9 protein-coding genes and 1 tRNA gene are annotated in these 13668 nt (G+C 64.0%); 3 read left to right on the top strand and 7 right to left on the bottom strand.

What is annotated here, in order from left to right; genetic code table 11:
• The first annotated feature begins 2 nt into the window (after window positions 1-2).
• Complete coding sequence (locus UNPA324_RS33925; RefSeq protein ID WP_141938417.1) at window positions 3-1169, top strand: CaiB/BaiF CoA transferase family protein; 1167 nt, start codon at window positions 3-5, stop codon at window positions 1167-1169.
• A complete protein-coding gene (locus UNPA324_RS33930) occupies window positions 1166-2095 on the top strand; it encodes an HpcH/HpaI aldolase/citrate lyase family protein (protein ID WP_246667276.1) in 930 nt (309 codons plus the stop codon). The genes UNPA324_RS33925 and UNPA324_RS33930 overlap by 4 nt, the downstream gene beginning before the upstream one ends.
• Before the next feature lie 208 nt (window positions 2096-2303).
• On the opposite strand, the gene UNPA324_RS36035 is transcribed toward UNPA324_RS33930, so the two are convergent.
• From UNPA324_RS36035 to UNPA324_RS33950, 5 genes are all read right to left on the bottom strand, one after another.
• Window positions 2304-2438: a hypothetical protein gene (locus UNPA324_RS36035; protein ID WP_283810296.1), complete on the bottom strand. Its 135-nt coding sequence runs from the start codon at window positions 2436-2438 to the stop codon at window positions 2304-2306.
• A gap of 424 nt (window positions 2439-2862) precedes the next feature.
• On the bottom strand, window positions 2863-3645 hold the full coding sequence (locus UNPA324_RS33935; RefSeq protein ID WP_141938419.1) for a DUF4145 domain-containing protein: 783 nt from the start codon (window positions 3643-3645) through the stop codon (window positions 2863-2865).
• Window positions 3646-3693: 48 nt separating this feature from the next.
• Window positions 3694-4809, bottom strand: coding sequence for a hypothetical protein (locus UNPA324_RS33940; protein WP_210246776.1), 1116 nt, complete (start codon window positions 4807-4809; stop codon window positions 3694-3696).
• Between the two features lie 179 nt (window positions 4810-4988).
• A tRNA-His gene (locus tag UNPA324_RS33945) sits at window positions 4989-5065 on the bottom strand.
• Window positions 5066-5491: 426 nt separating this feature from the next.
• Window positions 5492-5926, bottom strand: a complete 435-nt coding sequence (locus tag UNPA324_RS33950) for a phasin (RefSeq protein ID WP_128921491.1) — start codon at window positions 5924-5926, stop codon at window positions 5492-5494.
• Between the two features lie 565 nt (window positions 5927-6491).
• On the opposite strand from UNPA324_RS33950, the gene UNPA324_RS33955 reads away from it, so the two are divergent.
• Window positions 6492-9947, top strand: coding sequence for a PAS domain-containing sensor histidine kinase (locus UNPA324_RS33955; RefSeq protein ID WP_141938421.1), 3456 nt, complete (start codon window positions 6492-6494; stop codon window positions 9945-9947).
• 121 nt (window positions 9948-10068) lie between these two features.
• Here UNPA324_RS33955 and UNPA324_RS33960 read toward each other — a convergent pair whose 3' ends face one another.
• Together UNPA324_RS33960 and UNPA324_RS33965 are read right to left on the bottom strand one after the other, a co-directional pair.
• Entirely contained in the window at window positions 10069-12042 is a 1974-nt protein-coding gene (locus UNPA324_RS33960; RefSeq protein ID WP_141938423.1) for a methyl-accepting chemotaxis protein, read from the bottom strand.
• 250 nt (window positions 12043-12292) lie between these two features.
• Complete coding sequence (locus tag UNPA324_RS33965; RefSeq protein ID WP_128921494.1) at window positions 12293-13465, bottom strand: thiolase family protein; 1173 nt, start codon at window positions 13463-13465, stop codon at window positions 12293-12295.
• Between the last annotated feature and the right edge of the window lie 203 nt (window positions 13466-13668).

Consider the following 13668-nt stretch of genomic DNA (forward strand, 5'->3'; position numbering starts at 1 on the left):
GCATGGAGGGGAATGAAGCGGAGCTGCCGCTGTCGGGCGTCACGGTGGTCTCGCTCGAGCAGGCGATCGCGGCCCCGCTGGCCAGCCGTCACCTGGCCGATTGGGGCGCGCGAGTGATCAAGATCGAGCGGCCGGGCGCGGGCGACTTCTGCCGGGACTACGACCACGTGATGAACGGCCTGTCGAGCCAGTTCGTCTGGACCAACCGCTCCAAGGAAAGCCTCGCCATCGACATCAAGAGCGAGGACGGCCGCAAGGTGCTCGACGCCCTGCTGCCGCAGGCCGACGTGTTCATCCAGAACCTCGCGCCGGGCGCGGCGGAGCGGCTCGGCCTCGATGCCGCATCGCTGCTGCGCAAATATCCGCGCCTCATCGCCTGCGACGTCTCGGGCTATGGCACGGGCGGCCCCTACAGCGACAAGAAGGCCTATGATCTCCTGGTCCAGTGCGAGGCCGGCGTGCTCGCCATCAACGGCACCGAGGCGGAGCCGGCCAAGGTCGGGCTGTCCGTGGTCGACATCGCCACCGGCATGTACATCCTCAACGGCGTCTTGATGGCGCTGTACCGCCGCGAGCGGACCGGCAAGGGCACCGCCTTCCAGGCCTCGCTGTTCGATTCCATCACCGACTGGATGAGCTATCCCGCCTTCTACACACACAGCACCGGTCGGCCGCTGCCGCGCGCCGGCGCCAGGCACGCGACGATCGCGCCCTACGGCCCGTTCCGGGTCGGCGACGGCAACACCATCTTCTTCGGCATCCAGAACGACCGGGAATGGCGGTCGCTGTGCCGCATCGTGCTCGGCGATGCCGGCTTCGCCGACGACCTGCGCTTCCGCACCAATCCGCTGCGGATGCAGAACCGCGACGAGCTGCAGACGCATATCGAGCAGCGTTTTGTCGCCATGACCGGCGAGGAGGTGTTGCGGCTGCTGGATGAGGCCGGGGTCGCCAACGCGCATCTGAATTCGGTCGAGGCCTTCCTGGCGCACGAGCAGCTGCATGCGCGCTCGCGGGTGCAGAGCGTCGGATCGCCACGCGGGCCGGTGATGAGCTTCCTGCCGGCGCTGACCATTCCCGGCCTCTCGCCGCGGATGGATCCGGTGCCGGAAGTGGGACAGCATAATCAGGCCATCCTCGGTGAACTCGGTCTGGCGAAGGACGCATGACGATGGCGCAGCAGCGGCCAATGCGGGCCTACCTCGCCGTCCCCGCGCATCGCGCCCGTCTCGTCGCCAAGGCTGCGGCCTCAATGGCGGATGCGGTGTTCGTGGATCTCGAGGATGCGGTGCCGCCGTCCGAGAAGAGCGTTGCCCTTGGCGAGGCCGTGCAATCCCTCGCCTCGCTCGACTGGGGCAACAAGCGCGTCACCGTGCGGATCAACGCCGTCGACAGCCCGTTCATCACCGAGGAGATCCGCGCGCTGGCGGCGCTTCCCCGGCTGGATGCTTTGATCGTGCCGAAGGCGGAGCGCACGAGCGACATCGTTGCGATCGCCGATCAGCTACGCGCCGCCGGGCCCGCTCGCGCCGCGCCGGTCGCGCTGGAATTGCTGATCGAGACCGCGCTCGGCCTCGTCAATGTCGACGCCCTCGCCGCCTGCCACGCCAGCGTCGCCGCGCTGCATCTCGGCGTCGGCGATTTCGCGGCGTCGATCGGCGCCCGGTCCTCCGACATCGGCGTCTCACCGGACGGCTATCGCCATGTAGGATCGGCGCAAAGCGGCTACGCCGCCGCCCCGCTCGACCTGTTCGCCTACCCGATGATGCGCCTTCTGGTGGCCGCCCGCGCGCACGGCCTCATCGCCATCGACGGCCCCTGCGGCGCGTTCCGCGACGCCAGGCTGACCGAAAGCACCGCGCAGAAGGCCGCGGCGATGGGCTTCGACGGCAAGCAGGTCATCCACCCCGATCAGATCGAGCCGACGCTGCGCGCGTTCATGCCGTCGGAGCAGGAGCTGGAAGAGGCGCGGCGCATCGTCGAGGCCATGGAGCAGGCGGAGGCGCAAGGCCAGGGCGCGGTGACGCTGGACGGCAAGATGATTGACTATGCCAATGTGCGCATGGCACGCCGGATCATCGGCCTGGGGTCGTAGGGATTCATTGAGGTCGCGTCCCCTGCGACGCATCCTTCGAGACGCCCGCTTCAGGCGGTTGCGCTGGGCACACTGCTGGCGGCGGCGACGTTGCCGGTGATGGTGGTGGTGGTGGTGGTGGTGGGGTAGCGCCGCGCCGACAGAAACTCAACTGTTCGGTTTTACGGTGCTCGGCATGACCAATCGAAGGCGAGCATTTTGACTCAGCCTAGGCAGCCCAGTCCATGATCGCGTCGATGAAGGTCTGAGCCTGGCGGATCGCGTCGAGCCTCGTCGCACAGACACCGACCGACACTGTTCGGCCCTTTCCGACAGTCCACTTCCAACCAACCGGGTAGCTCATTTCAACGATCGAGAAGCTTACGCCGCGATGTTCCACGGAGAACCTCCGCTAACATATTGCTGTGTCTGAAAAGGCTACTCCAGATGGCGAATTTGTCCAGCCGAACGCAGGCCCACAATTCGCTCGTGCGGCTTGGACATAAGCGTTCAGGAGAGCGTATGGAGACTTTCCGGGAAACTCAAGCGGCTCGCATAGTACAGCGCGGGGTTACGGTGACAGGGGTTGCGGTGACAAAATCGATGTCGTCCGATGTTGTGGAGTTTCCAGCTCTGTCACCGCAATTCTGCGATCGTCCGCGAGGGCGACCACGTGCTTTGCCTAGCCGCTTCTTGATCCTCTCAGCACAGTCCCTCAGTTCAGCTTCTGACAAGGAGTCTGGTGATCCTGTCGCGCCGTTCTCAGGCATCGCGTTTTTCGATGGCCTTCAATGCCCAGGAGGGAGAGATGCATACATGGCTTCGATCTGCGCCGACGCACTAATCGTCGACTGCACGATGATATTCACCAAGGAAAAGAGCTGCATCGCGGTGGCCTGATCGTCCTTCAGATCAAGCTCACCTGGATGTACTGCATTGTTTCCTGTAACCCGCACGATATCGAGCGCTTGCTGGACCTTTCTGTCTAGGCCCTTCTTCACAAGATTGGCGATGCACGCATTTAGATTATCGCCGCCCTCGCCCAGGTGGGCCATCAACTTTTGTATGGCAAGACGCAATAGGGCTGCAGCACTGCGTGGGGATTTGTCCACTATCTCCGCAGCTTCGATAAAGTCCGGCTTGATGTTGGCCGGCATGTCATCATGAGGCAGCAATGCAACTTCGTGAGCGGGATAAACGATCCTATCTTTCACCCACACCATAAATCCCTTGCAGCTATGACATTGGCTGAGATGGAGATTGACCATCTCCCAGGAAGACTGACTCGAACATCGGTTGACGAAATAAGTGACTTCATTCTTTTCGAAACGAGCGAGCATATCGAGGAGACCTTGGTGCTTTGGATCGGTCTCGTCGTCGTCACGATCATCTTGCGCGGCGATCGTCTGCTTAGCTTTCGCAGCTACTTCCGGGGTACACAGCCTCGGTGTGGTATCTTTTTTAAAGCTCTCAGGAACGACCTTGAACCAGTGCTGGTCGGCCAGAGCCTCGCAGTGGGCACAGGAAAAGCTGTTGGCTCCGAGGGTAGGATGCACCGGTGCGCGCGACATACGCACTCCATATCTAGATTGGAAACAAGGAGATGGCTGGTCGGAAAGTCATTTTGATGATAGTGCTCGCTTAAACACTGCCTCTTCGGGATTGGTAAGAGCAGAGAGTATGTTTTCCGCGACTTTCTCTATGAGCTTCTCACCCCAGAACGGGTCGCTCACGTTGTAATAGATGACTCGGATGTGCTTGAGGTCGAATGGGACGTCGTTTTCATTGGACGAAATCAGCACAACCGGCTTATCGAGCGCGTGTGCCAAGCCTAGCTCGTAAAAAACGTTCGGATTTCGACTCGTAAGTTCAGCGATCAGCACCTTTGCCGAATTGATGCCATTCCAAATTTGGTCGATGATCTTGCCAGTCCCGAAGATGTCGGCATCGGCTCGGACAGGTCGCAGACCCGCTTTGCGAATAGCGGGCTCGTAGATCTGACTGTAATATTCTCCAACAGGTGAACCGAAGGGCATCAGCACAAAGCAGCTATCACTAGCGCTCACGTTTGCGGTTGTGCTCAGCTTCTTGATTTGCGTCGCGCCCTCTTGCGACCCGCCCTTCGTATCGAGTATGCGGAATTTGCCATCCTTCTTCTCGACCAACTGCGCGCTTTGCAGAGAAGATAAGAAAATGTCCTTGAACTCTGTAAGCTTGTCGGCTGGGATTGCGAATTTATCCTCGAGAGCGTGTTCGAAAAACTCTTCGTCTGGCAGATACTCACCTCGATAGTGTGTATAGACTTCTTTGATCTCAGGCGCGTCGAGTACGGCAGCTCTGAGCGCCTCTATGTCATCTCCGGCTTTTTGTGGGCGGATCGCCTGTCGCGCTCTCTCGGTAACGGCAATCCGCCCTGCGCTCGGACGTGAGAGAAATCCGTATTTAATCGATGAACTCACTTCCACTTTGAAGGGGCCATTGAACCCGACGCCGACGAACGTGGCGCTTTCTGCGTCAGTACAATCGTGTCCAGCATTCTGGTCTATTATCGCTCTCGGAACGCGAAGCGCCTTATCCACGCTGTGGCGTGGAAACTTGGCCGTGGTGCTGCTTGCGGCCTGCTTCTTCCCCTTCAAAGATCGACGGGCCTTGGCGGCCTTCTTTTTGTTTTTTTCCGACCGTCTCTTCTTCGCCGGGGCCTCTGTGGCGGCCTCCGCTACATATTCCTCGCTCATTCTCGTTTCCTCTGCCCACTTGCTACAATCTACGCGGGCAAATGGAAGCTTCCAACGGTCGTTTAGTAGAACCACAGAGAAGATGCGGAGGTCAGCCAGCGCAACGTCGTTCGCGCGATACCTAAATCGCACCCAAACGTCGCGAAAGAGCTGACACAGACTTAACCGATTGAAAGCATTGGTACAGTTGGGTGGGCTCGAACCACCGACCTCCTGTTCCACAGACAGGCGCTCTAACCAACTGAGCTACAACTGCATCCTTGCGAGCCACGCCTTGGGCTGCCTGAAAAGGCTCATCGCCGAGGGGGCTGGACGGGGCGGAAACTAGGTGCAACGGCCCGGTTTGGCAAGGCCGCAATGGGGCGAAAAACCAGCTGAAATCGCCGTCTGTGTGGGGAAATCGGGCGGGTTGGCGGGCATCAAGGTGTTGCGCTGCCCCTCTTCCGCTTGCGGCAGGGCACCGCGTATGACCCCTGGCTCTTAGGGCGCTCAAGCTTCCACATCGTCATGGCCGGGCTTGTCCCGGCCATCCACGCTTTCGGCCGGCGCCAAGAACGTGGATGCCCGGGACAAGCCCGGGCATGACGACCTTCCTTGATTCCCACATGCGCTTGCGGGAGAGGTGAAGAAAAAACCCGGGCCTTTCGGCCCGGGTTTCTCGAACTCAAACCGACCTGAACGCTCAGGCGGCGGACGGAAGGTACTTCGAGGCGCTGGCCTTGATCGGCTCGACGGTCTCGGCGGCGATGCGCTGGCCGATCTCGGCCAGCTCCTTGGCCTGGGACTGGAAGGTCTCGAGCTGCTTGCGGGAATGGTTGGTCCACAGCGCGAACGCGTCCGATGGCGACTTCACGCTGAACAGCTCCTGGGCGAAGTCCAGATGAGCGCTGGTGTTGGCCTTCATGAACTCCACCAGCTTGGCATTGTACTCGCTCGCGCCCTTGGAGGCCGAGGTGAACACGGCCTCGACGGTGCCGTTGTGGGTCTCGGCCGCGTCCTTGAACTTGGCGTAGTTTTCACGGGCCTGCGACACGCCCTTTTCGGCGAACGCACGCATCTGCTCGGGGACCTCGAACGGAATGATCGAGGCAGAAAACGGATCAGTCGCACCTGTCATGGTCGTCCCTCACGATAATGAAAAAATGGAGTGAGCCTTCTGGCGCGCCCGCCGGCCAACCGGGGCCTTCTTGTTGGCGGGAACGAAGACTGGAAACGCGAAACAAACGAGATGGCTCGCCCAGCGCCCAGCACTATTGCTGCTTATCATGTCAATATTGTGCAGCGCAACGCGCCGCGAGGGTGCGTTGCGCAAATTTAATTTCGGGGAGGATGAGGTTCCGGTAAGGGGGAACCGGGGGTTGAGGAACGGTGGACAATCGGCACCGCTTGCTGGGCTACCCCTCTCCCCTAACCCTCCCCCGCAAGGGGGGAGGGAACGGACCTTTCTCGGAGCGCGCGTCGAGACTCATTACGCTGCTATGCCGCCGCCTCCCCCGAATCCCCTTGGATGCAACCGGGCGGCGGCTTGCGGGGGTGGCGGGATTAAGGTTATCGCGGCTTTGGATTACCTCCGAAGCGCCGGAGCCGTGGACCTGCGTGCGGGCGCGCGCGATACTAACCCTTTCTTAAGGCTGTCATTCCCGGCAGCCGCCAGCGTCAAGCGTGAGACTAAAGCCGGTCGGATGACGAGTTCGGATTTCCAGTTGCGAGGTGTGGGCGATCCGCGGCTGGCCGTGCATGCGACCTCTCCTCTGCCGGCCTGGCTGTGGTCGATCGACGGCGCGCGCGTGCTGTGGGCCAATCCGGTCGGCGCAAGATTGTTCGGCGCGGCGCATAGCGCGGCGCTCGCGGACAAGGTGTTCGGCCCTGCCGACCCCCATCGCCGCCAGGTGATCAGGCTCGCGCGCCAGCTGCCGGCCAACGGCGCCGTGCGGCTCGAACGTCTGCGCGGCTTCGGCGCAAAGCTCGGCACGCTGATGACCTGCGCCTGCGCCCGGCTCGCCTTTGCCGACGGCAGCCACGCTGTGCTCGTCACCGCGATGGACCCGACGCTGCGGAGCATGCCGCTGATCGAGCGGCTGCATCGCCTGGTCGAAGGCGCGAAAATGCCGATGGCGGCGTTCGCGCCCGACGGCCTGTTCGTCGGCGCCAGCGACGCTGCCCGCGCCCTGCTCGGCTTCCGCGATCTCGGCGAGGCCGGGCTCGAACGGGCGCGCAGCGATGCGCTGCGCGAAGGCCGCGCCGAGACGCCGATCGGGATCGGCCAGATGGTGCTGCAACGGGTCGGCCGAGGCGCCGATGTCGGCCTGGTCGCGCTGATCGAGCCGGCCGCCGCCGCGCAGGCCAAGCCTTCCGAGCATATGCCTGCCGAGCATATGCCTGCCGAGCCTGTGCGGACGGCGGATCATGCGAGCGAGCCGCCGGTTGAACCCGCGCAAGCCGCCGCGACCATGCCCAGCGAGCCGCCGCCATCGCAGGACGTATCGGCCGGGATCTCCCTGTTCGATGCGTTCGCCGAGCCGATCGAGGCGCCCACGGCAAATGAGACGATCGCGCCCGAAGCGCAGGACATTGCAGCGGTCGAGGACGCGGTCGAACAGACCGGCCGAGACCCGGCGCATGAGGCGGCCGACGAGGCCGCCGGCATCGCGGCAAAGACTCCGGTTGAAAACCCGCTTCAAGCCATCGTGTCGCCGCAGGCTGCGCCGATCAGTGTCGGCATGGTCGAGCCGCCATCGAGCCACGCATCGTCGGGCCAAGAGCCGCCCGCACCGCGTCAGCATCCGCTGCGCTTCCTCTGGCAGACGGATGCAGAGGGCCGCTTTGTGCTGCTCTCCGACGAATTCATCCGCTTGATCGGCGCGCGCACGGCTAGCGGCTTCGGCCGTCCCTGGCACGAGATCACTGAGGCATTCTCGCTCGATCCCGATGGCCGCGTCGCGCAGGCACTGGCAAGCCACGACACCTGGGCCGGCATCACCTTGAACTGGCCGACCGACGGCGGCGCGCTTCTGCCGGTCGAGCTCGCGGGCCTGCCGATTTACGATGCCGCGCGCAATTTCGCGGGCTTCAAGGGCTTTGGCGTCTGCCGCGATCTCGACGCTCTCAACCGGCTCGATGCGCTCAGGCGCTTCGAGCTGTTCGCTGAGCCGCCGGCGCAGCACGGCCTGGCCGCCGATGCGGTCGAGCCGGAGCCAGTGGAAGAGCCCGAGCCGGTGGCAGAGGCGCCGCCTCCGGCGATCACCCCGCCCGAGCCTGAGCCGACAGCCGAACCCGAACGACCCGAACCCACCCGCGACGCGAATTCACATCCAACAGATCCGGACATATCAGTGGAAACGCCTGTCGAGACTTCCTTGGAAACCCCGCCCAATGTCGTACCGTTCCGCCCGCCCGGCGATGCGCGCTCGCCGACGCTGACGCCGATCGAGAACAGCGCATTCAACGAGCTCGCGCGGCAATTGTCCGAACGCTTGGAGCGCGAGCGCGAGGCGATCGCGGACGCGTCCGAGCCCGTGGCGGAGATCGCGACTGAACCGCCGGAGCCCGCGCCGCAAGCTGCGGCCGAATGGCTGACCGAGCCCGCGCCGCCGCCACGCGGCGCCAGCGCGCGCGACCGCACGCTGCTCGACCTGTTGCCGACGGGCATCCTGATCTACCGCCTCGACCGCCTGCTCTACGCCAACCCGGCGTTTCTCGCGCGCATGGGCTATGCCGACATCCATGCGCTGGAGGATGCCGGCGGGCTGGATGCGCTCTATGTCGAGCCCGGTGTGTCCTCGGCGAGCAGCACCTCGCAAGCCGGCACGCCTGTCACGATCAGCGCCACGGTCGCGAACGGCGAAGCGCCGCTTCCGACCACCGTAGCGCATCTGCACACGATCGACTGGGACGGCGAGAGCGCGCATGCGCTGATCTGCGCGCTGCCGCAGCCGGCAGCCGCCATCGAAGAGACGGCTGTCGAAGAGATTGTTGTCGCCGAGACCATTGTCTCGGAGTCCTGCCCTGACGAACTCGATCCTGCGGTCGGCGAAGCCGAGGCCGAGGATCTCGCGGCGATCCTCGACACCACGGCCGAGGGCATCGTCATGTTCGATGCCGAAGGCAACATCCACGCCTGCAACCGCAGCGCGGAGGCGCTGTTCGGCTATGACGGCACGGCGCTGCTGGAGCAGAATTTGCTGACGCTGTTCGCGCCCGAGAGCCAGCAGATCGTCGTCGACTATCTCGAAAGCCTCAAGAGCCAGGACATTGCGAGCCTGCTCGATCACGGCCGCGAGGTGCTGGGGCGCGAGAAGAAGGGCGGCGTCATTCCGCTCGCGATGATCATGGGCCGCACGCGGCCCGACGGGCCGAACTTCTTCGCCGTATTCCGCGATCTCTCTCACGCGAAGAAGGGCGAGAGCGAGCTGACGCAGGCCCGCCGCCTCGTCCACAGTGCCGCCAACGCCAAGGCCGACATGCTGGCGCGGATCAGCCACGAGATCCGCACGCCGCTCAACGCCATCATCGGCTTTGCCGAGGTGATGATCTCCGAGCGCTTCGGCACGCTCGGCAACGAGCGCTACGGCGAATACATGAAGGACATCCGCGCCTCCGGCGAGCGTGTCATCGCGATCATCGACGATTTGCTGGAGCTGTCGCGGATCGAGACCGGCAAGCTCGACCTCAGCTTCGCCAACCTCAACCTCAACGACCTCGTCGAAGCCTGCGTGACGGTGATGCAGCCGCAGGCCAATCGCGAGCGCATCATCATCCGCACCTCGCTCGCGCATGCGCTGCCGCAGGTGAATGTGGATGCGCGCGCGATGCGGCAGATCACCATGAACCTGATCTCGAACTCGATCCGGCTCGCCAGTGCCGGCGGCCAGGTCATCGTCTCCACCGCCGTGACCGACCGCGGCGAGATTGCCTTGCGCATCCGCGACACCGGCCATGGCCTTTCCGAGCGCGAAGTCGCCGCCGCGATGGAGCCGTTCCGCACCCCGCCGCCGGGCGATGCCGCGGACAGTGCGGCGCTGAACCTGTCGCTGACCAAGGCCCTGGTCGAAGCCAACCGCGCCCGCTTCAACATCAAGAGCGCGGGCCACGGCACGCTGATCGAAGTGGTGTTCGCACCGGCGCTGGCGGGGGCTTAGGGTGTTCTCCCTCTTCCGTTTGCGGGAGAGGGTCGGGGAGAGGGTGTTCCCCTAGAGGAGAGAGCCCTCACCCCGCGCGCGGGACGATCCATTTACTCTATTGCCGGTTCGCCGCCTTACCTCACGCCGCGCGCACCGTCTCCAGGAACCTGCTGACCTCGATCTTCAGCCGGTTGCTGTCGTTCGACAGGGATTGTGCCGCGGACAGCACCTGCGAGGAGGCAGATCCGGTCTCGGTCGCGCCCTGGCGCACGCTTGAGATGTTGGCGCTGACCTGCGTGGTGCCGGCGGCGGCGTTCTGGACGTTGCGCGAGATCTCGCTGGTCGCCGCGCCCTGCTCTTCCACCGCGGCCGCGATGGTGGAGGAGATTTCGGACAGCCGCTCGATGGTGCCACCAATGGTCTTGATGGCGCCGACGGAGTCTTGCGTCGCGACCTGGATGCTCGAGATCTGCTGACCGATGTCGCCGGTCGCCTTCGCGGTCTGCTCGGCCAGGGCCTTCACTTCCGACGCCACCACGGCAAAGCCGCGCCCCGCTTCGCCGGCGCGCGCCGCCTCGATGGTGGCATTCAGCGCCAACAGGTTGGTCTGGCCCGCGATGGCGTTGATGAGCTCGACCACGTCGCCGATGCGCGCGGCCGCCTTCGACAATTCGCTGACGCGGTCGTTGGTCTGCCCGGCCTGGCTGACGGCCTCGCCGGCCATGCGCGCGGAGGCCTGCACCTGGCGGCTGATCTCGTTGACGGAGGCGGTGAGCTCCTCCGCCGCGGACGCCACCGACTGAACGTTGGTCGCGGCCTCTTCGGACGCCGCCTCGACCAGCGTGGCAAGCTCGCTCGAGCGGCTGGCTGTCGTGGTCAGAGACGTGGCCGAGGCTTCGAGCTCGTTGGCGGCGGACGACACGGTCTCGACGATCTCGCCGACCGCGCCTTCGAAATCGTCGGCCATGCGGATCATGTCGGCGCGGCGGCGCTCGGCGGCGAGCTTGTCCTGCCTGATCTTCTCGTCCGCCTCCTCCTTCGCCTTCCGCTCGGCATTGACCTTGAACGTCTCGACGGCTTGCGCGATCTCGCCGATCTCGTCGGGACGACCGAGCCCGGGCAGCACGATGGCGAAATTGCCGTTGGCGAGCTGGATCATCGCCGCGCGCATCGCGGTCAAAGGCCTCGAGACCGAGCGGCCGATGAAGATGCCGAGGCCGAGCACGCTTGATGCGATCAGCGCGATCGCGACGCCGATCCAGAACTGGATGCTGGCGCGCTCGGCCTCGTTCAGCCGGTCTCCCTCGATGCGAATCTGGTCGACCGATTTCGAGATCTGCTCGATGACGGGCTCGACCGCGGCGAAGGCTTCGGACATGGCCTTCAACTCGGTCGCAAGCTTCAGCGCGGTCTCCATCCAGGCGACGAAGTCGCGCTGATAGTCAGCGAGCTTCTGGCGCAGCTCGGTCTTCGCGTTGTCGGGGATGGCGGCAGCATCGAGGCTGCCCGCGAATTCCGCGGCGCGCTTCTTCATGTCGTCGCCATATCTGGCATCGCGACGCAGCATGAAATCCTTCTCGTGCCGGCGCATCATCAGCATGATCACCTTGAGCTGGGAATTCAGAAGCTGATCGACCTGGCTCTCGATGCCGTGCACGGACGCGCGCAGGCTTCCTTCGAGGCCGGATTTTTCGTCGAGGCCGAGCCGCCGCCGTTCCTCGACCACCGCGGCGAAGTGCGCCTGGTAGGTCTTCAGCGCTGCATTCATCGCGTCGATCTTTTGCACCAGCTCGGGCTTGCCGAGGGCTGCGATCCTGCCGCGCAGCGTCTCGATGTCGAGCGCCACTTGCCTGCTGATCTCCACCTGACGCTGCGCTTTGGCCGGGTCGCTGCGCAGCAGGAAATCTTTTTCGGCGCGGCGCGCCTCCAGCAGCTCGACCGCGATCCTGTTGTTGAGCTCGAACACGGTGCGCGCGTCGTCGGCGGCGTCGCGATAGACCGCCATCGCCCTCTCGCCGTAGAGATGAATGCCGCCGATGAGGACGACACCGATGACGCCAATGACGCCGATCGCGGTGATCTTGTGCGTGAGCCGGAGAGAAAAAAATCGCATCTGGGCTTCAAAATTGGTTGTGGCTGATGCGGTTTATGAAACCTCAAGGCGAGGAAACTTCCGTTAATTTGCGGACACGTAGGAATACGTGCTTATGCACGATACCCGCCACACGAGAGGTACGGGGGTCCCAACGAAACGTTGTGACGGCACCTTATGCACGGTGAGATACACGCGCATGGCCAATAAAAAAAGCACGGCGCCGGTGGCGCCGTGCCTGGCTGTCTTCAAGTGACCGTGACGGTCCGGATCAGCTGTAGATCTCGAACAGGCCGGCGCCGCCCTGGCCGCCGCCGATGCACATGGTGACGACGCCCCACTTGGCCTTGCGGCGGGCGCCTTCCTGCAGCAGATGGCCGGTGAGACGGGCGCCGGTCATGCCGAAGGGGTGGCCGATCGCGATCGAGCCGCCATTGACGTTGTACTTGGCGGGATCGATGCCGAGCTGGTCACGGCAATACAGGCACTGGCTGGCGAAGGCCTCGTTGAGCTCCCACAGGTCGATGTCGTCGATCTTCAGGCCGGTGCGCTTGAGCAGCTTCGGAATTGCGAACACCGGGCCGATGCCCATCTCGTCGGGCTCACAGCCGGCGGTCGCCCAGGCGACGAAGCGGCCGAGCGGCTTCAGGCCGCGCTTCTCGGCGTCCTTGGCTTCCATCAGCACCACAGCGGCGGCGCCGTCGGAGAGCTGGCTGGCATTGCCGGCGGTGACGAACTTGCCGGGCCCCTTTACCGGCTCCAGCTTGGCGAGACCTTCCATCGTGGTCTCGGGCCGGTTGCACTCGTCGCGATCGACGACGTAGTCGACGATGCTCTCGGCCTTGGTCTGCTTGTCGACGACCTTCATCTTGGTCTTCATCGGGACGATCTCGTCCTTGAACTTGTTCGCCTGCTGGGCGGCGGCCATGCGGCGCTGCGATTCCAGCGAGAACTCGTCCTGGTATTCGCGGCTGAGCTTGTAGCGCTCGGCGACGATGTCGGCGGTGTCGATCATCGCCATGAAGATGTCAGGCGCGACCTTGAGCAATTCAGGGTCGATCGATTCCTTCGGCGAGCCGCCGCCGGGAATCGAGATGCTCTCGACGCCGCCGGCGACGATGCAGTCGGCACCGTCGGAGCGGATCGAGTTGGCGGCCATCGCGATGGTCTGCAGCCCCGAGGAGCAGAAGCGGTTCACCGAGACGCCGGCCGTGGTCTTCGGCAGGCCGGCGAGCAGCGCGGCCTGGCGGCCGATGTTCGGCGCGCCATGGGCGCAATTGCCGAGATAGCAATCCTCGACATAGTCCTTGTCGACGCCGGCGCGGTCCACCGCGTGCTTGATGGCGTGGGCCGCGAGCGACATCGGCGGCGTGATATTGAACCCGCCGCGGCCGGATTTTGCGAGGCCCGTGCGCGCATAGGAAACGATGACGGCTTCACGCATGTGTTTCTCCCTTGTCGAACGATTGGTACGAAGCGTCCTGGGCGCCATTGGTACACAAAGTTTGACGGGCACGGAAAACAAAAACGCCGCCTCCCGCGAAGGAGGGCGGCGTTGTTCCGCGGGTCGGAATATATGTTCTTCGTCATTCCGGGGCGGCTCGCAGAGCCGAACCCGGAATCTCGAGATTCCGGGTTCTCGCTCCG

It is taken from the genome of Bradyrhizobium sp. UNPA324 (assembly GCF_006658635.1).
Taxonomy (GTDB): Bacteria; Pseudomonadota; Alphaproteobacteria; order Rhizobiales; family Xanthobacteraceae; genus Bradyrhizobium; species Bradyrhizobium nanningense.